Here is a 21819-nt window from a genome sequence, read left to right on the forward strand (position 1 = left end):
AAAATCATGCTTGGTATTTGTTTGCTGATATGTTTATCGGCAAGCCAGCTGCATGCCCAGACCTGGTCTGAATGGTTCTCCCAAAAAAAGACCCAAAAAAAATACCTTATTGAGCAATTGGCCGCACTGAAGTTATATGCTACTTATCTCAAAAAGGGCTATGAGATCGGAAGCTCCGGACTGAACTTTATCAAGAATGCGGGTAAGGGAGAATTCGATCTCCACAGCGCATTTTTCAGCTCACTTAAAACGGTGAGCCCACTGGTAAAAAAGAATGTGAGGATAGCGGAAATACTGGAAATGCAGATCGCCATCAGTAAAACCTTTTCAAGTTTTCGGGGGCTTCAAAATCTAAGTGATGCCAACCATCGCTACATAGATCTGGTTTCCTCAAACCTAATGGATGACTGTATAAAGGATCTGGAAGCTTTGCTTTTGGTCATTACTTCGGGACGGTTAGAACTCACCGATGATGAGCGGATGGTGCGTATTGATCAGCTGTACCTGGGTATGCAGCAAAAGAAAATTTTTACATCCGATTTTTCGGCGCTTATCCAATCACTGGCAAGGGACAGGGCCCTGGAAATCAAAAATATTAAGGAAATGGAGGTAAGATATGGGAACTAGAGATATCAGGAGTTATCTGGTTGCATTGTTATTGATCTTTATAGTTCAGGTCAAGGGTTTCGCACAGTCAACCGAGGCGCAGCAGCTTTTGCTAAATGTGGAAAAGCTGAGCCAGCTGAAGAACATTCTTAAAGATATGAAAAAGGGATATACTGTGATTTCAACCGGCTATAATGCAGTCAAAAATATTTCTAAGGGAAATTTTTCCATCCATGAGGTCTTTATTGATGGCCTGATGCTCGTCAGTCCCGAAGTGCGTAAATACCGCCGGGTTGCAGATATCATTACCTATCAAAAGGATATTCTTTCCGAATATAAACGTGCTTTGAAGCAGTTCCGTTCAGCAGATGTCTTCAATACTACTGAACTCAATTATGTGTCCAGTGTTTACGCATCGCTCTTTTCCCAGAGCCTGGATAACCTGGATGAGCTGACCATGGTGATCACAGCCAACAATCTCCGCATGAATGATGAGGAAAGGTTGAAGGCCATCGACCGTATTTTCGGGGATACATCGGACAAACTGACTTTTCTTCGAAGTTTCAACAGGGAAGCTAGGCTGCTGATGCAGCAGCGCAGGGCCGCCAAGACTGATGTGAAAGGCATAAAAGGTTTACTGATCAACAATTAATTTTTTTTTATGAAATATTTATCAACTCCCTTTTTCAAGGGAACAGGGCTCGCCCTTGCTTTTTTTCTGCTGCCCAGCCTGCTCTTTGCGCAAGGGTTAGCAGGAGAGCTGACCGGTATGCAGCCGGTCCTGGATAAAGTTTATGATGATATGCTTCCCTTATGTTCAAGGCTGATCGATGTGGCCAGGGGAATTGCGGGGTTCGGAGCTCTATGGTATATCGCCAGCCGCGTCTGGAAGCAGATTGCGGCAGCAGAGCCCATAGATTTTTATCCGCTTTTGCGGCCCTTCGCCCTTGGACTGTGCATCATGATGTTTCCAGCGGTGCTCGGGATCATGAACGGCGTGCTGAAACCCACGGTTTCTGCCACAGGGGCGATGGTATCCGATAGCAACAGGGCGATTGAAAGGCTGCTCAAGATCAAAGAAGAGGCCATTAAACGCTCTAAAAACTGGCAGATGTATGTCGGGGATTCCGGCAATGGGGATAGTGATAAGTGGTACAAATATACTCATCCCAAGGATCCTGATAGGGAATATGAGACTTTTCTTGACGGCCTAAGTAACAGCATGCAGTTCTGGATGGAAAAACAGAGTTACAACCTGCGCAATTCGATAAAAAGCTGGCTAAAAGAGGTCTTGGAAGTGCTCTATGCTGCGGCATCGCTCTGCATCAATACCATACGTACCTTTTTTCTGATCGTGCTCGCTATCCTTGGACCCCTGGTATTCGGTTTTGCGGTATTTGACGGCTTTCAGCAGACGCTCACCGTTTGGCTTGCCCGTTACGTGAACATCTTTCTCTGGCTGCCCATTGCCAATATCTTTGGAAGTATACTCGGAAAGATCCAGGAGAATATGATCAAGGTGGACCTCTCGCAGATTGAAGCTCAGGGGGATACTTTTTTTTCCTCTACCGATACCGCCTATCTCGTCTTTTTGATCATTGGAATAGTCGGCTATTTTTCGGTACCCAATGTAGCCAGTTTTGTAGTGAACGCCGGGGGAGGTAATTCCATCCTGACCAAGATCAATTCTTTGACTGTAGCCGCACCCCGCGCCGGAATGAGCGCTGGCATGGGGGCTGGCGGAATGGTTGCTGATGCCCTCGGCGATAAGGCCAGGCTCCAGACCCAAAGTTACGCAGGTGCTGCCCAGGGGGATTATTTTCCTGATCAGAGCACCCATCAAAAGGACAAGATATCCGGTAAAAACACTTAAAAATTTATATCATGTTTACACAGTTCAAAAATATCGATACCGCATTCAGCCATATCAAACGCTTTAGCATTTTTCTCATCCTCGCATGTGCTGGCATAGCTGCTTTTGCAATCTATAAGGGATTTGACCTCGCTGCGCGCGCGCAAAAACAGGTTTATATCCTGGCCAATGGAAAAGTCCTTGAAGCAGTCTCGGCAGACCGGAAGGATAACATTGCCGTAGAGATCAGGGACCACATCAAAATGTTCCATCATTACTTTTTTACCCTTGACCCAGATGAAAAGGTCATCCAGGGAAATATTTCATCGGCACTCAATCTTGCTGATCAGAGCGCCAAAAAGGCCTATGATAACCTGAAGGAAAAAGGATATTTCAATAACCTGATATCGGCCAATATCTCTCAGGAGATCTCGGTTGATAGCATCCAGCTTGATCTCAATTTATATCCTTATCCATTTAGATGTTATGCCACCCAGCGCCTGATCAGGGCCACATCTACGGTTACACGCAAACTGATTACCTCCGGAAATCTGAGAAATGTATCCAGATCCGACAACAATCCGCATGGCTTTCTCATCCAGCGCTGGGAAACCCTGGAAAACAAAGATGAACCGTTAAAACCCTAAGCAGATGGAACACAAAGAAAAGGGTACTAAAAATAAAGCGCTTGCCGCCTTGGAATTTCAGCTATTACAGGTACAAAAAAAGGTGGCTGACTGGTTGAACAATAAATGCCGTAACCTGCCAGCCAGTGCGTTAATGGTTATCCTGATCATTTTCTGCTCTAGCTGCGCCAGTCTGCTCGTCATGCTCATCATGGGCAAAATTTAAATAGTCTTTAAATAAATAATATGGAAAAACAAAAAATCAGGGACAAAAGAAAAGTTCTTTTAGTTCTGCCACTACTCATCCTGCCCTTCGCTGCACTGGCATTCTATGCCATGGGCGGGGGAAAGGGGGACACCCCAGTTTTACAAAGGCAAGCAGGCATCAATACAACGTTGCCCGATGCCACTTTTTCAAAAGATAAGCCAACCGATAAAATGGGTATTTATAATCTGGGGGACCGGGACTCAGTCAATGCTGAAAATTCCGGTCTTGATCAGATCGCTGACCGCCTGGGCTTTAAAGCGGAACCTTCAAAAGATCCTACTGCCGAAATCGATCTGAAGTTAAAACAGCTTAATGAACAGATCAATTCGCCTGTAGAAAGCCAGTTTACCAGGGATAAACAAAATAGATCCATCCAGGTACCCGGAATGAAGTCTGACGTAGATAGACTGGAACAGCTGATGTCCAGCATGCAGGGGTCTGCCGGTGAAGATCCTGAAATGAAACAGCTTAGCGGAATGCTGGAAAAAGTGCTGGATATCCAGCATCCCCAGCGTGTCCGTGATGCTTACCTTGATCAAGTGAATGCAGCGCCCGGAGAACGTTTTGCCGCAATACCTGCTGTTATAGCTGAAAAGCAGACATTGTTACAGGGCGCAGTACTTAAACTGGTACTCACCGATACGGTCTCTATCAGTGGGGTCCGTTTTTCAAAAGGCCAGGAAGTTTTTGGGCTCTGCAATCTTACCAACCAAAGATTGCTCGTTGATATCAAAACCATCCGTATCGGCAATAATATTATTCCTGTCGACCTGTCCCTTTACAGCCTGGATGGTATCAAGGGTATTGAGGCACCCGATGCAATAGTCAATAGTGCCCTTTCAGGTGGAGCCGATGACGCGGTAAGAAGCCTGCAGTTGCTGAGCATGGATCAGTCGGTGGGGGTGCAGGTGGCAGGTGCCGGGATCGATGCCGCAAAAGGACTTTTTTCCAAAAAGGTAAAGCGGATAAAAATGAAAGTGAAGGCTGGTTCAGTTGTCCTGCTCCGTATTAACCAGATCAGGAAATAATATGGCTTTCCCTTTGAACCGTGGAAAGGTGATCCTTCAAAACTGGGATGAACACCATAAAGAACTGGAAAACCTTTCAGGCCCGGATGCCGGTCTGGGTAGGAGCATAACGCTGCAAAAATATGTTTACCTGCGGGCAGGGCTGGCCAGACTCAATATATCACCTACCCTAGATGAACGGATCTATGCGGCTATCATCCGGGCAATGCTGAAAAAAATGCTTAAGGAGTTCTTTCCAAACCTGATCCTGAGAAAAATCAATGAATGGAAATTGCGCTACCTGATCATGCCCGGGTTGACCAAAATGTTCAGCGCCCAAAGAGAGGAGAATTTATCTATGCTCGATAAAAGAATGCACGAAATGGGTATTAAGGGGCTTTCCGGCTATTTGAAATCCCAGCTTGACTTTGAACGCGAAAAAATTGAGCTGCCCCTTTCAGCCAGATTTGAGCAGGAGCATGTATTGGCAGCAACGCTGCAACTTGAAAAGGATGGCTTCTTTGGTTATGAACTTGCCAGGATCGATGCCACCCTTATGGGCGCAGAAGATAACGACCGTAAGTGCTCCATAGCTGGCGAATATAAGCTGCAGATAGACCAGATCATCAATCTGTTAAAAGGTGCAGCCGTAAAAGTAGATACAAGAGCATTCAACAGCGTGGAGAGCGGGGAGAAATGGCTGCAGCTAGATTTTGAGCGGATGGATTCGACAGGCAACTTTTCAGTGTGTGAGCTGATACTCGACGACCGTGATTCAATCGAAAAGATCATCGTACGGGCAGCCAGCGAAATCGGCTATCACGGGATCAACACTCCGGGGGTCGTAGAGATACTGAAGACAGGAGCGCAGGCGGCCTTCAATCTGGAAACAACGGGCCGCTTCTATGTGCAGGCAGATCCGAGGTTAAAGACATTGCAGTACCGAGATGAGCACCAACAGGTTATTCCACTTGAAAAGTTAAGACAGCAGTTGTCACTGGGCAGATCCCTTTCTGCTCAAAAGCCCCAGGTTATTAAGAAACTTAAAATTGTGAATGAAAAGAATAGGAACAAGGGTATTGAACTATAGATAACAGGAATGATGGAAAACAGTAATATGCTGCTGGAAACCAGGGACGCAGAAACGATTATGGCCCTGGTGAAAAACGCCCTGGACATTGGACGGCCGCACCTGATAGTAGAACTGCTACCTACAGAAATGTGTCTCCATCCTGACCAGGTGAATTCTTTTGCCATCATTGATGATGCCTTTGATTATCTGGATGCAAAGGTGGGGTATCGTGATCTGCCAGGTAGAGGTCCGGACCGTCCCATTTATTATCAGCACGCTGATGAATTTTTAAAAGCTTTAAAACAAGCGAATCCATTAACCATAAAAAACAACAGTATGAATTTGAACAATTTAGAAAATCTCAAAAAAGAGATGAAAAACCTGGGCTTCAGTAAGGAGCTACAGGAAAAGATGGAAGAAAATATGAAAAACAATCTTCCCGAGTTTATCTTAAAGGACCAGATTGCCGGGCACAAGGGCCAGGTGGACATTAACATCTACTTTAAGCAGTCCGGCCAGAGTGAAAACTATTACCTCAACAAATATGATCTTGCCCTGAATGAAGGCAAGCCCCTGGAACCCGGTCAGAAATACCTGGTGATCTCCCCAAGTGAAACCGCTGGTAAGAATAACGTCTGGAAAAGAGAAAGTGTGGCCGAGGCGATCGAGATATTCAAAAAACAGCCCGGAAATGCCGAGCTCGCAGTTGGTAAGGATGCTGCACATAAAGAAAAGCTAGCCTCAATGGAAGAGGGCAAAATTAATTACATCGAAAAAGATTTTAGCAGGATATTCCGTAACCCTCCGCTGCCACAGACCATTTGGGTCGAACGCGGTAAAGGTTTTACCGCATCCCAGTCGGTTAACCTGATTGAAGGACGTGCGGTATACCGTGAGGATATGCTTACCCAGGGCGGCCTGCCGTACAAAGCGTGGATGAAGCTCGATCTTGACGGTCCCCGTGACAGGCATTTAAATTATAACATGAGCCAGTATCACGACCCTTCTTATGGATTTAATCTGAAAGAAGTGCTTGATAAATTTAACATCAAGGAGTTGGAAACGCCCAAAGAAAGGGAAAAACTGGAAGCCCAGCTTAAAAATGGAGACCGTCCTACAATAACTGTGGAGAAAAATGGCGAACAGGTGAAGCTCCATGTAGAGGCTGTGCCACGCTATTCACAGCTTAATATGTTTGCTTTGGGCGGCAGGCCAGAAAAAAGAGAGCAGTTTCTGAAAGAGCCATCGGTTAATAAAGAGGTAACAAAATCAAAGGGAAAAGAGGTTTCTGCTACCCAGGGTTTGGGCGTTTAGATGCTTTTGCTAATTTAGCGGCTCATTTTTTGTAAAACTAAATCAATTAATTTAAACAGCCGGTCCTTATCGGCCGGCAATACACAACAATTATGGACAAATTTCAAAAAGTTAAAGAATTAATCACTTCGGTTGAAGCGGATGTAACCAAGTTTTATGATGGCAACAACGCTGCAGCAGGAACCCGGGTGCGAAAAGCAATGCAGGACCTGAAAGTTTTGGCATCTGATATCAGAAAAGAAGTAACAGAAAAGAAAAATAGCGCTAAATAACTTGTAGCTGTTTTGGGAATTATAAAAGTCCTGGCCGTTGGCCGGGACTTTTTATTTATCATATAATCCTTTCAGTAACTGTTGCTCCAGAAATATCACTACCGATATAAAATCTTTTGAAAGGAACGCTTTATATGTGTATTTAGAAATATCAAAGCATAAGAACATATCTCCAATAGGTCATGCGCTCATAATATCATTCCTCTTCCCTCTGATCTTTTATTTTTTCTGGCTTTTTTACTTCAACTCTTTTTGTTTCGAAGAGATTTTTCAATGAACTTCGTATTCCGGGAGATAGCAAGTGTTCCATTGGCTCATCGACTATAACATTCTCGATAATTATCAGGTCGCGACCTGGCAAAAAGTTAAAAATGTGCTTTTCATTATTTATTCTCAGTACAACAGCATGGTTATCATTTTTTATTTCGATTTCCTGCACCACTCCCAAATTCGCTAAATAATTTCCAACCTTTAAATCTTTGGCTTTGATCTGTTTTAAATTCTCAATCATATCGGTGACTTTTGTTACTAATTGATAGCTTAATGTAGCTTATACTATTTTGTATAATATTAAATAAATTATTTGAAATAAATTTATAAACATGGATTCTGAAGCGAGCAAATCTATATCTCTCTGGCCGCGTTAGATGTACAATACAATCTTTAATAGGGCAACGGTTCTTTTATGTATTAAGACTATAAAAAAGGGATAATCAAATTCATGATTACCCCCATCTAAATTAACGCTCTCTGGCTTTCGCCGGATGTAGGGCTCTCACCCCCTACAATACAATTATATGTTAAAATCTATTATCCGGTTTTCTTCAGGTACATAAAGTTGAGGATGTCAGGTTACGGAATATCTGTCCTGATTTCTTGCCGGATTTTTCGATTGCCGATCGCCTTATTTTTTAATTGCAAATCTACAGGACCGTTAATCTGTAAAAGGACTTTCGCGGCATAACCGCTGTGCTATTTATTCCACGGTTCCTTGTACATTTTACACTGATCCTGTCTTCGTCCGGCAAAAAAAAATATGGCTACTTTAGATCAGACAATCGTAAATGAATATGGAGAAATCTTCCATCAATCATTAATTACAGATCAATTTATCTTCTATACTGATGACAGCGACGGTATAATGATGTTTTATGTTAATGACCTTGAGAGAAGGCCACTTGAAGGTTATGGAGCTGAAGAACTACTGATTGAGGTGATCCTTAAAAACGAGTGGCTCTGGGCCAGTGAGGACATGAAATACAATATCCAGTGTATTCTTGAGGCCGATTCAGGCCAGGATGATCCTTGATTGTTTTAGGGTCATTGTTTCTACTGCTCTTATATTTCCTTTCTTAGTGATGACAGATCTGATCCTTCCGTTATGAGAGGAAAAAATCTATTCGGCACGGCAAAATATCATTAAGTACAAAAAACCAGCTTGTAAAGGTCTTCGCTACAAACGAATGCTGTAAGTCATAATTTCCGTGCCATTAGAATTTCTCACAATTTCTTTAGTGTTTCTGAGTATTAATGTATGGCTTCCGAGTTTGCTATATGAAACAAATTCTCCATCTGGAGTTTGTTCACTGATAATAAACATATGCCAGCCCGCGTTTGACGGAAGTGAGATAATTATTTTTTTCTCAGCCTTCAATTCGTTTTCTATTGTTCTGAAAAGGCTATCTATCGGAAATTTCGCGTCCCGCGGCAAAACAAATTTTTGAAAAAACGTAATGCCGTACAATTTTTTCTTGTCAAAATCATGGAAAGACCCATCGGTTTTGTTTTTCCATTTATTTTGCAGCTGGTAAAAATCAAAATCTACAACTTTATAATACTTTAGTATTATTTCAACAGCTGATGGAATGCAAGAAAGTTCAAAGATTTGATCATGGTTATTTACGACAGTATTAAAAAAACAACTATCGGTTTTTTGTGCTTGAGCACGCGAATGAAAAATAACGGATGTGGATAATAACACGACTAAACTCAAGAGTATCTTTTTCATCATTTAAATTATTACAGTTAGATATGCTTATCTCCAATTACAGACCAGTGCTATAAGTCATGATTTCCGTACCGTTAGACTTTTTCACGATTTCTTTTGTATTTCTGATTATCAATGTATTACTTCCAAATTTACTGTATGAAACAAATTCTCCATTGGGAGCTCGTTTATGTACAACAAAAATCGGCCAGCCATTTTCCACGCGCAATGCGATAATTACTTTTCTACCCAACTTCAATTCATTATCTATAGATTGAAAAAGACTATCCAATGGGAAATTTCCATTCCGGGGCAATTTAAATTTTTGGTAAAATGTAACTCCGTATAATTTCTTTTTGTCAAAGTCACTGAAGGAACCATCAGTTTTGTTTTGCCAGTCATTTTGTAATTTATAAAAATTAAGATCCACTGCTTTACATTGCTTTAGCGCCAGTTCAATAGCTGATGGAATACCAGAATACGGAAAGATTTGGTTATGGTTGTTTACAACCGTATCAAAAAAATCACAATTATCTTTTTTTTGAGCCCGGGCCTGAGAAATAAACAGTGTAGATAGTAATACGATTAAAGCAAAACGGATGTATTTCCTCATTTAATAACGTGTTGTTTTTACCAAATATAATAAAAATTGTAGTGATGTGGTTTAGGCCAAATTGCTTTACAGCTATTTGAAATTTCTTCCGCTATGGAAAGCATGCTTTGTTTCTCTGTTTACATCTTCCCGCACCTGTGAACGTTTGTCCTGGGTAGGATAGGGTGCTGATTTTTCATCTGCCCGTGATAGCGTAAGTATCGGCAGATTATCCGCCTGTCTTTGCAGTAATTTGCCCAGCATCTTGGTAAAATCAAAACACTTACTCACAATCACATGTACCACCTGTCCTTCACGCTGCAAACGTCCCTCTACCATCAGCAGTCTGGAATGCAGAATCTCTTTTCTATAAGTTTCAAATAGTTTTTCAAATACCACAAGGTTCGAATAACCTGTTTCATCTTCGATCGTAATAAAACATACCCCGCCTGCTGTACCGGGCCTTTGCCGCACCAATACCAATCCTGCTACTTTTACCAGTTGTCCATCGGTAGCCCCATTGTTGATCTGATGACATGAGCGGATGCGTAACATCTCCAATTGGTCCCTAACAAAACTCACCGGGTGCGCTTTTAATGATAATCCTACCGTTGCATAATCTTGCACAACATGCTCACCCTTTCCCATCAAGGGAAGCTCTACCTGAGTTTCCAATACAGTTTCTGATGGCTGGCCTTTAAACAATTCTACTGGCATATCCTGTAAAGCAGAAACTTCCCAAAGTGCTTTTCTGCGGTCAAGCCCCATCGAACGGAACGCATCTGCATCGGCCAGACGTTCCAAGGTAGCAAGCGAAACGCCTACATCCCGAAGTGCAGTAATACTGCGGTAACCATTTGCCCGGCAAGAAACCAATACTTCCATTTCTTCTTCACGGATTCCCTTAATCTGCCGGAAACCCAACCTGATTGCAAAATACTTCCCTGATTTTTCTTCCAATAGGTTATTCCAGGAAGAATAATTTACATCCACCTCCCGAACTTCAACAGTATGTTTTTGCGCATCGATCACAATCTGAGCAGGCTGGTAAAAGCCCATAGGCATACTGTTTAGTAAAGCTGCCGCAAAGGCATCAGGATAATAATGTTTTAGCCAGCAGGATACATAAACCAATAAAGCGAAACTGGCCGCATGGCTTTCGGGAAAACCATAGCTTCCAAATCCCTCCAGTTGTTTGAAGATCCTTTTGGCAAATTCCAAAGAGTAGCCCTTGGCCAACATTCCATTAATGAGTTTCTCTTCATATTGATTAACCAGTCCTTTAAACTTAAATGTCGCCATACTCCGTCTAAGTCCATCCGCTTCAGCAGGGGTAAAGCCAGCAGCAACAATGGCAATTTTCATCGCCTGTTCCTGAAATAACGGAACGCCTAAAGTCCGGCCTAAAATTTCTTCCAGTTCTGGTGAAGGGTAGGAGACAGGTTCTTCTCCGTTACGCCTGCGTAAATATGGATGTACCATATCTCCCTGTATCGGGCCTGGGCGTACGATCGCAACTTCAATCACCAGATCATAAAAGCATTTCGGGCGCAATCTTGGTAGCATCGACATCTGCGCCCGGCTCTCAATCTGGAATACCCCTAAAGTATCAGCAGCACTGATCATATTGTAAACATCCGGATCATCCTGAGGGATGTTGGCTAAAGTAAGTTCCCTGCCATAATGATCCCTACATAGATCAAATGCCTTACGGATACAGGTCAGCATACCCAATGCCAGTACATCCACTTTTAAAAATCCAAGTGCGTCAATATCATCCTTATTCCATTCGATATTAGTGCGGTCTTCCATCCTTGCATTTAAAATTGGGCAGAGGTCGGTTAATTTTCCTTGAGTAACCACAAATCCCCCGGTATGTTGTCCCAACTGTCTTGGAAATCCCATCATCTGCGCAGTAAGTTCCAATGTTTTTTTTAGGTGGGGATCTTTAGGATTTAATCCCTGTTTAGTAACCCGCTTACCCTCAAACCATTCATCGGTATATTCCCATAACGAGCCGGAAAGCCTGTTAATCGTATCTACCGATAATCCCATCGCTTTACCCACATCCCGGATGGCGCCCTTTTGATGCTGTTGAGTAACTGTTGCCACAATAGCGGCACGGTAACGCCCATATTTATCGTATATATACTGGATGATTTCTTCTCTGCGTTCGTGTTCAAAATCCACATCAATATCCGGCGGCTCATTTCGGGCAGGGGAAATAAAGCGTTCAAAAAGCAGATCAAATTTCATAGGGTTCACTGAGGTAACGCCCAAACAGAAGCATATCGCGGAATTGGCCGCAGAGCCACGTCCCTGGCATAAAATACCCCGGCTACGTGCCTCACGCACAATATCCTCCACAAAAAGAAAATAGTTTGCATAATCCATTTTTTTGACGAATTCCATTTCATAGCGCACCATATTCACCACTTTTTCAGGAATTATCTCGCCATAGAACGCGTGAGCTCCTTTCCAGGTCAGGTATTCCAGTTCCTCCAATGGTGGTCTTCCGCTCTTATTAATTTCCTCAGGATAGACATATTTCAGTTCGTCCAGAGAAAAAGTGCACGCTTCGGAAATGACCAAGGTGTTTTTGATCGCCTCAGGATATCTTCTAAAAAGCCTTTTCATTTCATCCACCGGTTTCATGTACCGCTCTGCATTCTGGTGCAATCGAAATCCAGCTTCTTCAATTGTGCATTTCTCACGCACGCAGGTCAGTACATCCTGCAGTTCCCTGCGCGAAGGGTCATGGTAATGCACATCGCCAGTTGCCACTACAGGGATACTATAAAATTCAGAAAGCTGGGAAATTCTAAAGATCAGCTTATCATCATTTCCTAAATAACTTCTTGTGGCACCTAAATAAAGCCCTTTACCCAGCGCCTCGCGATATTCTGCTATTGCTGCAATAAAACTATCTTCAAAAGAAAAATGCCTGTTCAAAACGCCCGGCATTACTGCCGTAAAAATCATTCCGGTAGAATGTGCATAGATATCGGCACGGGAGAGGTGGCAAGAACCTTTTTCTGCGCGCATATTGCCTAAAGTGAGTAGGGCAGATAACCGTCCGTAAGCATCCCGATCGGTTGGGTATGCAAGCAAACTTGGCCCGTCCAATAGATCCAATCTACATGCCGGAATGATTGATATGTCTTTTTCACGGGCTGCGGCGTGCGCCCGTACAATCCCGGCGAGCGTATTTCTATCTGTAATGGCAATTTTTTTATAACCAAATGCTGCGGCCTGATCCACCAGCTCATGGGGATGCGAAGCCCCACGCAAAAAGCTAAAATTAGAAGTTACCTGTAATTCACTATATCCCATAACTCTTTTCTTTTATGCAAAAAATCCGTGCAAGAACCATTTAAACTGCTTTTCGCTCCCATAGTGTCCGGACCGGAACAGCCAATACCTGCGCCCCTTATCATCTTCCACCTGGTAATAATCCCGGTGTTCGCCCTGATCCAACCACCACTCACGCTCGATCCGCTCAGGTCCATCTGCTTTTACAACCTGATGCTGAACACCCTTGTAAATAAAGAACCTTGGCGGATGATCGGGGATAAGTGCCATTACTTCAATTGCGACAGGAGTTGGGAGCAGTTCGGTTGGCCTTGGCATATCTAAACGCCAATCAGCGGATGGCTTTTCAGTAACCGAATAAGTGTTTTTGATTGACCGCTCCGGCCAGTAACGCGTAGCTGGCAGATAACGGTGAATCACTTCCGGGCCAACCTTTCCAGCCACACGGTCCAGTAACCTGATCACGCTCCCTTCATCCAATCCTGGCTTTGCGTTCCAGATAGCTTCCTGCTCAATTGCCACATCATCCACCTTTGGGACATCCAAGATAAACAGCTCAATTCCTAAACCCGGACGGATATGGTCGATCTTTAACTTAAAAAGCTTCAGTAAATGGCTAACACTATGGCTTGCTGCATTGGTGCCAACAGCGACCTGTACCAATTGCCCATCTAACCTATAACCTGTTAAGATGCCTTTGCGAAGACCTTTGCCTTCAGCCTGAAGTTTAGCACAAAGACTTTCCAGTAATTTAGAAATCGCAATTTCAATTGCTGTCCGTGTTCTGATCGGCTCTAGACAGGGCAGTCTTTCCTGAAAAGCTACTGGCACCTGCATAGGCACTAAAACTTCATTTTCCGTTCCAAGTGCTTGCGCCAACCGCAATAGAAAACCTTCACCGAAACGCCTGCGCAAAACGGATCGTGGCATTCCAATAAAACTCTTGATCTGGTAAAACCCAAGCTTGCGCAATTTAGCCAGAACTATTTCCTCCAAACGCAATGCCTCTGGAACCAAAGAAAGTAAAGTCTCGGCCTGTTCACCACTAGGAATGAGTGGCGTAACCTTCCCGAACCTCGATACTGCCCATGCAGCGCCCGGAGTATCCGCAATGGCCATACGGACCGTATAACCCTTACTTTTTAACCTGGAAACAATTTCTTTTATATATTCGCGCTCACCGCCCCAGAGATGTGGGCAGCCGCTTACTTCTAGCAATAATCCATCCTTACCGAACTCATCAACAGCAACAATAGGAGCGTAGCGGATACACCATTCTCCAAGTCCCCGTAATAGTTTTTCAGGCCTGCCAGGCTTGTCGTCCATTACCTCCAGACCTGAACAGATTGCTTTTGCGTCTGCTGCACGCATGCCCCTCTCGATTCCGGCTTCGGTTGCCAAAGGACTTACCGCAGTGATCACCATCCGCCCATGATCCGGTGCCGCAAACACAAAGGGGACCGAGCTAAGCTCAGGACGGCGGATAAGCTGCCAATCCGCCAGCAACTGGCGGAACCATATCGAAACAAAACGCCTTTGCATATCTTTTACCCAATCTTCCTCTTCTCATCTTCCCTCCAGCCATCTTGCTGCAATACCCGTTTAACTTCTAAAAAGCCCTCACCGGCCCATTCCATTATCCAGTTTCCCGGAATTCCGTTTCTCACCTTTAACAGTTCGACCTGCCAGCGCGGAAAACCAAGGCCTGGCATACCATTTTCCAAAACACTCGGTAATGGGCTGATCTGCCAGCGCGCAGTGGCAATCGTACTGGCCATCCTTCTCGCATCTTTGCGTAAAATGAAACCCGTAACCCCGCTTTCTTCCACAGCAAGCTGTAACCTCCTGGATTCGATCAGACTCAAACCATCGACTTCCGCCACTACAGCCGCCAACCCCTCACATCGTAAGGCCTCCTCCATAATCCAAAGCGCATCTTTCTCTGTAGCGACATCCATGAAAATGATCCGTTCAGGTTCTACATTGAAAGCGCTAAGGGATGCTGGGAACAAACGCCTTGCTGTACTGATCCACATGCAGGCAGCTCCGTCCTTCATCAAATTGGAAAGTACTCCTGCAATGAAACCATCACTGGCAGCAGCATCTTCAGGGAAAACAGTGATAAACTCATGAATGGCACGTTTTGGAAACACGCCGCCGGGAAAAGCATCTTCAATAGCACCAAGGCCTATCCGCTCCGCGCATGCCGCAGAAGCAGGCTTAAAGCCCTGCCACATCAGGATATCCTGTTGCAGTTTGTGTACCAATTCACTTTTTGATCCCATATTGATTGCTAAAATTATTAGCTATTTTAATTAGCCACTATAATTTAACAGCAAATATAATACTAAAAATATTAGTAAAAAATGAATTGTGGATAAGATTGTGTTTTTGGTGGAGAACTCATTTTGGAGAAGAACTACGTCGCGCCGATTATTTTAAGGTTTTTCTAATTTATAATCTGCATTTCCAATATGAGTGCAAGAGCATTCTGCATTATATTGTAATAGTATCAGATAGCGTATGTCGATTTTCAGGAGAATCACTACTTTCGAGCTTATGATTATAGTGAAAATGGTTTTAAAGATCTAATTTTGGCGTAAGTTGAAAAAATGTCTAGATTATTAAAAATAATTGATCATAAGTTAAATATTACCAGCATCTGAAATAAAATTGATGTTAATACAAAACCGAATGCTGATATTTCAAAAACAAAAGCCAGAAATTTTCTTTTTTTTAACCATAGTAGTGTGCAGCTGACACAAACAATAAATGGGAGCGTTGCTGGATAGATGTATCTGAAATCCCCGGAAGTTGAATAGGGATAATATATCCTAAAAATTATCATTAACAGAATCAGCATCGAAAAACTTACTATTATCGGAACCGCATCGTGTTTTAAGTATTTAAACAAAGCAAATGCTCCCACAGGGAATGCCATCATCAATATAAGATAGAGAAAACTCAAGACTTTAGAAACGGTCTGAATGATTAACGGATCATGACCATATTCACCAAATAGGCTTGACTTCAATAGGTAAAACCAAAAGTGATTACGCCCCTTGTGGTCATCAACAGGATTTGTAAAGGGTATTTTAACAAATTCTACGGGATTCAGGACCAGAAAGCTTTTGATAGAGTTATCTACAATAAATCTATCACCTAGCCCATCGGTATTTCCAACGATCAATCTGGTATTTGTTCCTGCAACATCCGGAGATAATTTTTGGTAAAAAGAAAGATAAGCAGTTAGTGAACCGATAACGATGAAAGTAAATATCATTTGTCTATAAAGATCCGTTAATGCTCTCTTTGAGAAAAGTTGATAGAATCTGATAAAAATCAGAATACCAAATGTGAAGAAGATGATGAATCCATTGGTCTTTGTCCACACAGAAAGTGAACATAAAAGGATTGCCATTAGAAAATAAAATGTGCTTGCTGATTTCCACCACTTCAATATTAACAAGAAAGATATGCTGTACAGTAAATTTAACAATATATCATTTCCAACCCTGACGCTGACAATTGAGTTTGCCGTCCAAAATAGAAATAAAGATATTGCCAGGATATAAACGTGTTTGATATCATCCCTGTATTTGTTTTTTATTGCTGTAAAAACAGAATTAAGAGTTGCTAATGAAAAGAAAGAATATAATGTGAAAATTAAAAAAGACAACTTTTGATAGAACGGGCCTATAGCGGCATCACTTAAATCACCTGTGGGATTGGTGAATTTAAAAATCAATGCGCAAAACCTGTAATAGAAACTAGGATGATAGAACATCCAGCCCCCGGTAGGTATAGGAGGTTCATTATGTTCGATAAGGTACCTGATATATTCCAGGTGGCCGAAAATATCATGTGTATACCTATCGTAGGGTATTTTATACAGGGATATCAATCCAATCATCAAGGCGCAGGAAAACAGAATAAGCGTGCTCTTGGCAAAAATAAAATTTGTTTTAATGTAGATAAACGCCGGTGCTGTGATTGTTAAGAAGAATAAAAGGAATACCGATATATTACGGGCCTGATTATTGGCAAGCGGTAATGTCAAATTGACGAAGATTACAGAGAATACAAGAATTGAAATAAATAAAAGAGCACTTAACCGGTTTACCTGAAAAAAGGTGCCGATTTTCATGTTAAGACCTTTATATACCCATTTAAAATCCACTAATGATATTAATGAGAAAAGAACTGCGATAATAAGATACTTCTCATAGAAATCATTGTCTATCACCCTCAGGCCTTGGCTACCCTGCTTGTTCTGAACAATAACCTCAATTGTATTAAAGCCCGGATTTAAAAATTTCTTAATATTTACATATTGCCCATTTTTAAGGTCGCAATTGTTTTTGAAAAATGTTTCAGGTAAATTCATGTTATTTACCAAAATATTTTCCAGGCAATCGTCTTGAATGATCTGTAATTTGCCGGAAAATATGAAAGTATTTCTAAGGGAAAACTTGTAGACATATAGTCCATTTTCTTGTTGCCCTTCATTAAAGGGTAATGGGATAGCGCGGATGCTTCCGTCCGGTCTGGTTAAACTGGCCGAAGATATTTCGGGTCTGTTAATGCTAATTAATACAGCCGTCAATAGGATTAAAGCGCCCAAAATAACATATTGCCAATTTTTGATGTCCTTTCGTATCATGATTAATCATTTTCGGGCGATTCATGGTAGTCTGTTTCCGTATTTACAGCCCAGATATTTTCTTTAGTATTTATTCCATTTATGATGTTGTCTACAGCAACCATGGCCGTTAACATGGAGTGATCCTGGTTATTATATTTGTGCATGCCATTTCTGCCTATCAGAAACATATTATAATAATTCTTATCCAAAAATGATTGCACCTGGTTAAAACTAGAATAAGATCCGAAATATGCAGGGTAGGCTTTTTCAACGCGAAGTACAGTTGCATCACTAATACTAACATTGCCTATCACTTTAATTTTATTGAGTTCTGAAGTGGCAAATCTTATGAGCTCATCATCCTGCATCGACCATAAAAAATCTCCCTGATTGCAAAAGTATTCAAGCCCGAGCCAAATATTTTCAGTATCTGCTACCAGATGAGGGCTCCAGTTGTTGAAAATTTGTAACCTTCCAAGATAGACATCTTTTTCCTGAATATAAATCCAGTTATCCTTCAGCGTATTCCCGTAATGATTTTCGATTGAAGATTTTCTTATTAACAACCCAACGGTGATAAAATCCCTGTATTGCAGTTGCTCCGATATTTTTCTGATATGGTCCGGGATTGGATTATGTAATGCTGCTATTAATTCCTTAACGGGCATGGTCGAAAATAGATAGTTGGCTTCATAAACCTTGGTTTCCTGCGAAACGAGGTTTTTGGTGGTTACAATTACATTTTCAGAAGTTTTCCATTCAATACCAACTATATTTTCATTAAAATTTATTGTGCCTCCCAAATTCAGCACCTTCTCTGCGACTTCTTCCCATAACTGACCTGGACCTAATTTGGGATAGAGAAAGCGGTCGATTAGACTTGTTTCTGTTGATGTTTGCTGTATATCTGGTTTTCTCACCAAGAATACTTTCTTTAACGCATGTATAAGTGTCCGGGAGACTGAAAGTCCTTTTATCCGTTGAGCGCCCCACTCCGCTTTTATTTCTGTACAGGGTTTCCCCCATACTTTTTCAGTATAGTCTCGGAAAAAGGTCTGATAAAGCACTTTTCCGAAACGATTTATAAAAAACTGCTCAAGATTGTCTTCCGGTTTTTTTTTGCTGAATTTGATTGCCATATAGGATGACAATATTTTTCCCAGCCTGATTACGCCAAGATTTTTAATGGTTTGATAGCTTAAACTTATTGGATAAGTAAAAAACTTCCGAAGATAGTAGATTCTGGAAAGGCGGTTTCTCCTGAGCATAACCTTGTCAGTAGTTGATGCGTCCGGACCATTTGGGTTTTCATCGGATAATTCAGTAGGTAAAAAAAGTTCCCACCACTGCATCACCCGTTTGGATTTTGAAAAAAAACGGTGACCTCCAATATCAATACGGTTTCCCTTATAATTAACGGTTTTGGAAATACCACCTACCACATTACTTTTTTCGATGATTACAGGAACAATTTCAGTTCTGCTTAATAACTCATAAGATGTGGTAAGTCCTGCCGGGCCTGCACCAATGATTAGCGCGGTCTTTTGTTGCTGATTGTGCATATAGGATTTTGAGAACGTTGCGGAATAGTAAATCGTTTTACCGTTGATTTACAGAAAATACATTAGCTGGATATTTAGAGACTTTACGATATTCAATATTAATTTTAATCAAACTAACTGGAATTCTTATGGCATCAATAAACTTCAATTTTGTACCACTAATTTCCAACCAGTGATCTAGTGGGATTTCACGGACATATTTGATCAGTTCGTTGTCATATATTTTTTTAATCCTGGCAAAAATTTCAATATCGAAAAGCCAGCGATCTATGAAGGGATGCTTGAAAATGGCACTTGACAATTCGCTCGTGAAAATCTTCACGCCACACTGGGTATCGTAAATAGGGATACGCAATGTTAAACTCACAAGGGTCGCGAATATTCTAGCGGTGTAATGCCTTAAAAAATGGCGCTTAATATTTGTGCCAAAAGTAGCTACCCTTGAGCCGAAAACCATTGATAAGTTTTGCTCCTTTATGATTGATAACAATCTGGAAACTTCGGCTAACGGAGTTGAAAGATCAGAATCTAAATAGGCGTAATAATTATGACCGTGCCTACAGCTCATCTCCAAATATCCCGATCTTATCGCTTCGGCCTTTCCTATATTTTTTTTAATATGAATTACCCCAGCATTGCTAAGCCCTTTTGAAATGTCGTCTAAACTATCCATTGTCTGATCTGTACTTCCATCGTTAATGAAGCAAAAATAAATAGATGGATTTTCTTCGATAAAATCTTTAAACGTATTGGTCTGGAGCCTTAGTTCTTCATTGTAACACGGCACAATCAAGCAGAGTTCGTATTGGAGCATTTGGTTAGATAGGTAGCATGGTAGCTTTCTGCAAAATATAAAAATTTCGCCAAAAAAATATCTGTTAATCTATTTTTATTTCCAGTTTAATAGCAAGATTCTCCAGATCCGGCGAAAACCGGTCATAAATTTCCCATTTACCACCAAAATCCCTGATCCATATATTCTTGTTATTTCCGATACGGTTATCAGGGTCCATCCCTATAAATGGTTGATAGATCCTGGTTACGGTTTTCGAAAAAGGATCAACATCATATGCCGATCCGTCACTGTTAACCCTCGAAAATTGCAGGTTGTAAGGTATTCTAAGATATTCAATCCCAACAAAAAATATCTTTTTACCAATAACAACTTCATTTTTTGGTAATGTAACTTCGATTGTTTTATTTCGCTGATCTACAATTTCGATAGTGGAGGAAGTTATTTCTTGGCCAGGGGCTCCACTGACAGAATCCGGATAAAAAAATCTGATCCGAAATCTTGTTTGAGTCAGTTTATCTTCAGTAATACCATCCACGGCTAAGATCAGTCGCGATAAGGTTAATTTATTGATTACCGCTGGAGAACTTGGTAATTCAAATTTCTGGGCTATAATCTGGTATCGTGGATGATAAAGATAAGAAGGTAGCCCCGTAAAGTTGAAAACCTGATTTTCTTTATAGGGCTTTAAAATCAGTTGTTTACCTGTAGGGATTTTCATGTGAATATCATGATGACCTACTGAATTGTTTCTCGTTAATGCAATGATTTTATCTGCATCTGATGTTTGATACCGTAGCTTTTGAGTGTAATATCCTTGTGCGGAGACAGTAAGTGAATCATTAAAATTATTATCAGCCGTGAATGCGAAATTTCCATTTTCATCACAGTTCACGGCATCATTCCGGTCTATGAAAAACAGATAAGCATATTTGATCGGACGCTTTGTCTGCTGGTCTAATACTTTGATTGATTTATTCTGCGCCTCAGACTTCTGACAAAAGATCATCAGAATGATCGTCGAAATAAAAATGTATTTGAGTTTGATCATTCTTTTATGGAAGCTTCAATACTCAATATGCCCTGATCTGCATGCCATTTCTTTGTCGAAGTATTCAAGACCCAATACTTTTGTTTTCCTTTTTGATTAAGATAAATATTGGGTGCGTACCTAATATTATATGAATCCTTTATCCCGGAATTATATGCGGTATAAATGGTTGGCCTTTCATTTATTGGGCTGATAATTTTTTCGACACCCAGAAAAAAAACGCGGTTTGGGATATATATGGGATCAGATAAGTTTACCACATAAGTGCCCGTACGAAGGTCGGTTAATGTACAATGTTTTTCCGCCAAAAGCTTACCGGGACCAATTCCGCCTTGGTTTTGATCATATACCAGGAATTTAAATTTTATTTGACCTGCGAGGAAATGGTCATCCCTGTAAAAATGGATCTTGACCTGATCAAGTAGTATCCCATCATCATTAACCTGATATTCCTGGGCAACAAGTTCGCCAAAATCGTATTGCAAGGACCCTTGTTTGGAAAATGGGTTTAAAACAGTTTTCGACCTCGGTTTGTTGGAAATCACAACTTCTTCAAGCAAGTTGGTTTGCTTTTGCATCATAATTCTGCTGCCAGTTGTAATTTGGTCAGCCGCAAGTATTTGCGATCGGTAGCTAAGATGCGTAATGTACAGGCTGTCTTTGTCATCCGGAACATTAATTTTAAAATAACCTTTTTGATCTGTAGCCGTGCTTAAAAGCGTTCTTCTGGAGTGGATACTGACAAATTCGATGGGTTGTCTTTGATCATCTACAATGTAGCCCTCCACTTTTATTTGGCTATATAGCGGTTCTTTAAAAATAAAGATAAATAATAAGGTTAAAATTTTGGTAATATTCAT

The 21819-nt window shown here is 41.5% G+C and carries 21 protein-coding genes; 10 read left to right on the forward strand and 11 right to left on the reverse strand.

Features of this window, described 5'->3' with window-relative positions; translation table 11 throughout:
- Positions 1 to 6 precede the first annotated feature (6 nt).
- The 9 genes from R2S57_RS20855 (at position 7) to R2S57_RS20895 (ending at position 7017) form a co-directional block, all read left to right on the forward strand.
- On the forward strand, positions 7 to 627 hold the full coding sequence (locus R2S57_RS20855) for a hypothetical protein (RefSeq protein ID WP_316846874.1): 621 nt from the start codon (positions 7 to 9) through the stop codon (positions 625 to 627).
- Positions 617 to 1258: a TerB family tellurite resistance protein gene (locus R2S57_RS20860; protein ID WP_316846875.1), complete on the forward strand. Its 642-nt coding sequence runs from the start codon at positions 617 to 619 to the stop codon at positions 1256 to 1258. Before R2S57_RS20855 ends, R2S57_RS20860 begins: the two co-directional genes overlap by 11 nt.
- Before the next feature lie 9 nt (positions 1259 to 1267).
- Complete coding sequence (gene traJ / locus R2S57_RS20865) at positions 1268 to 2479, forward strand: conjugative transposon protein TraJ (RefSeq protein WP_316846876.1); 1212 nt, start codon at positions 1268 to 1270, stop codon at positions 2477 to 2479.
- Positions 2480 to 2490: 11 nt separating this feature from the next.
- Complete coding sequence (traK, locus tag R2S57_RS20870) at positions 2491 to 3105, forward strand: conjugative transposon protein TraK (protein WP_316846877.1); 615 nt, start codon at positions 2491 to 2493, stop codon at positions 3103 to 3105.
- Between the two features lie 4 nt (positions 3106 to 3109).
- Entirely contained in the window at positions 3110 to 3310 is a 201-nt protein-coding gene (locus R2S57_RS20875; protein ID WP_316846878.1) for a hypothetical protein, read from the forward strand.
- A gap of 20 nt (positions 3311 to 3330) precedes the next feature.
- A complete protein-coding gene (gene traM, locus R2S57_RS20880) occupies positions 3331 to 4380 on the forward strand; it encodes a conjugative transposon protein TraM (RefSeq protein ID WP_316846879.1) in 1050 nt (349 codons plus the stop codon).
- A 13-nt stretch (positions 4381 to 4393) separates the two neighbouring features.
- Positions 4394 to 5449, forward strand: coding sequence for a hypothetical protein (locus R2S57_RS20885; RefSeq protein WP_316846880.1), 1056 nt, complete (start codon positions 4394 to 4396; stop codon positions 5447 to 5449).
- A gap of 9 nt (positions 5450 to 5458) precedes the next feature.
- The gene (locus R2S57_RS20890; RefSeq protein ID WP_316846881.1) at positions 5459 to 6745 is read left to right on the forward strand and encodes a hypothetical protein; all 1287 of its coding nucleotides are present in this window, start codon (positions 5459 to 5461) and stop codon (positions 6743 to 6745) included.
- A 92-nt stretch (positions 6746 to 6837) separates the two neighbouring features.
- Positions 6838 to 7017, forward strand: a complete 180-nt coding sequence (locus R2S57_RS20895) for a histone H1 (RefSeq protein WP_316846882.1) — start codon at positions 6838 to 6840, stop codon at positions 7015 to 7017.
- A gap of 196 nt (positions 7018 to 7213) precedes the next feature.
- On the opposite strand, the gene R2S57_RS20900 is transcribed toward R2S57_RS20895, so the two are convergent.
- Positions 7214 to 7528, reverse strand: coding sequence for a hypothetical protein (locus R2S57_RS20900; protein WP_316846883.1), 315 nt, complete (start codon positions 7526 to 7528; stop codon positions 7214 to 7216).
- Between the two features lie 525 nt (positions 7529 to 8053).
- On the opposite strand from R2S57_RS20900, the gene R2S57_RS20905 reads away from it, so the two are divergent.
- Positions 8054 to 8326 (forward strand): hypothetical protein, encoded by a 273-nt coding sequence (locus tag R2S57_RS20905; RefSeq protein WP_316846884.1) that lies wholly within the window; start codon positions 8054 to 8056, stop codon positions 8324 to 8326.
- A gap of 144 nt (positions 8327 to 8470) precedes the next feature.
- Here the strand turns inward: R2S57_RS20905 and R2S57_RS20910 are convergent, their stop codons facing one another.
- The 10 genes from R2S57_RS20910 to R2S57_RS20955 all read right to left on the reverse strand — a co-directional run bounded on the left by R2S57_RS20910 (position 8471) and on the right by R2S57_RS20955 (position 21819).
- Entirely contained in the window at positions 8471 to 9025 is a 555-nt protein-coding gene (locus R2S57_RS20910; protein ID WP_316846885.1) for a hypothetical protein, read from the reverse strand.
- Positions 9026 to 9062: 37 nt separating this feature from the next.
- Entirely contained in the window at positions 9063 to 9617 is a 555-nt protein-coding gene (locus R2S57_RS20915) for a hypothetical protein (RefSeq protein WP_316846886.1), read from the reverse strand.
- 72 nt (positions 9618 to 9689) lie between these two features.
- Positions 9690 to 12929 (reverse strand): error-prone DNA polymerase, encoded by a 3240-nt coding sequence (locus tag R2S57_RS20920; RefSeq protein ID WP_316846887.1) that lies wholly within the window; start codon positions 12927 to 12929, stop codon positions 9690 to 9692.
- 12 nt (positions 12930 to 12941) lie between these two features.
- Complete coding sequence (locus R2S57_RS20925; protein WP_316846888.1) at positions 12942 to 14450, reverse strand: DNA polymerase Y family protein; 1509 nt, start codon at positions 14448 to 14450, stop codon at positions 12942 to 12944.
- A 5-nt stretch (positions 14451 to 14455) separates the two neighbouring features.
- A complete protein-coding gene (locus tag R2S57_RS20930) occupies positions 14456 to 15193 on the reverse strand; it encodes an Error-prone repair protein ImuA (RefSeq protein WP_316846889.1) in 738 nt (245 codons plus the stop codon).
- Between the two features lie 353 nt (positions 15194 to 15546).
- Positions 15547 to 17295, reverse strand: coding sequence for a hypothetical protein (locus tag R2S57_RS20935; RefSeq protein ID WP_316846890.1), 1749 nt, complete (start codon positions 17293 to 17295; stop codon positions 15547 to 15549).
- Positions 17296 to 17573: 278 nt separating this feature from the next.
- Positions 17574 to 19115 (reverse strand): NAD(P)/FAD-dependent oxidoreductase, encoded by a 1542-nt coding sequence (locus tag R2S57_RS20940; protein ID WP_316846891.1) that lies wholly within the window; start codon positions 19113 to 19115, stop codon positions 17574 to 17576.
- A 37-nt stretch (positions 19116 to 19152) separates the two neighbouring features.
- Positions 19153 to 19929 (reverse strand): glycosyltransferase, encoded by a 777-nt coding sequence (locus R2S57_RS20945; protein WP_316846892.1) that lies wholly within the window; start codon positions 19927 to 19929, stop codon positions 19153 to 19155.
- 64 nt (positions 19930 to 19993) lie between these two features.
- Positions 19994 to 20959, reverse strand: a complete 966-nt coding sequence (locus tag R2S57_RS20950; RefSeq protein ID WP_316846893.1) for a carboxypeptidase-like regulatory domain-containing protein — start codon at positions 20957 to 20959, stop codon at positions 19994 to 19996.
- Complete coding sequence (locus R2S57_RS20955) at positions 20956 to 21819, reverse strand: carboxypeptidase-like regulatory domain-containing protein (protein WP_316846894.1); 864 nt, start codon at positions 21817 to 21819, stop codon at positions 20956 to 20958. The genes R2S57_RS20950 and R2S57_RS20955 overlap by 4 nt, the downstream gene beginning before the upstream one ends.

Origin of the sequence: Pedobacter psychrodurus, from assembly GCF_032678585.1 — a bacterium.
Lineage (GTDB): Bacteria > Bacteroidota > Bacteroidia > Sphingobacteriales > Sphingobacteriaceae > Pedobacter > Pedobacter psychrodurus_A.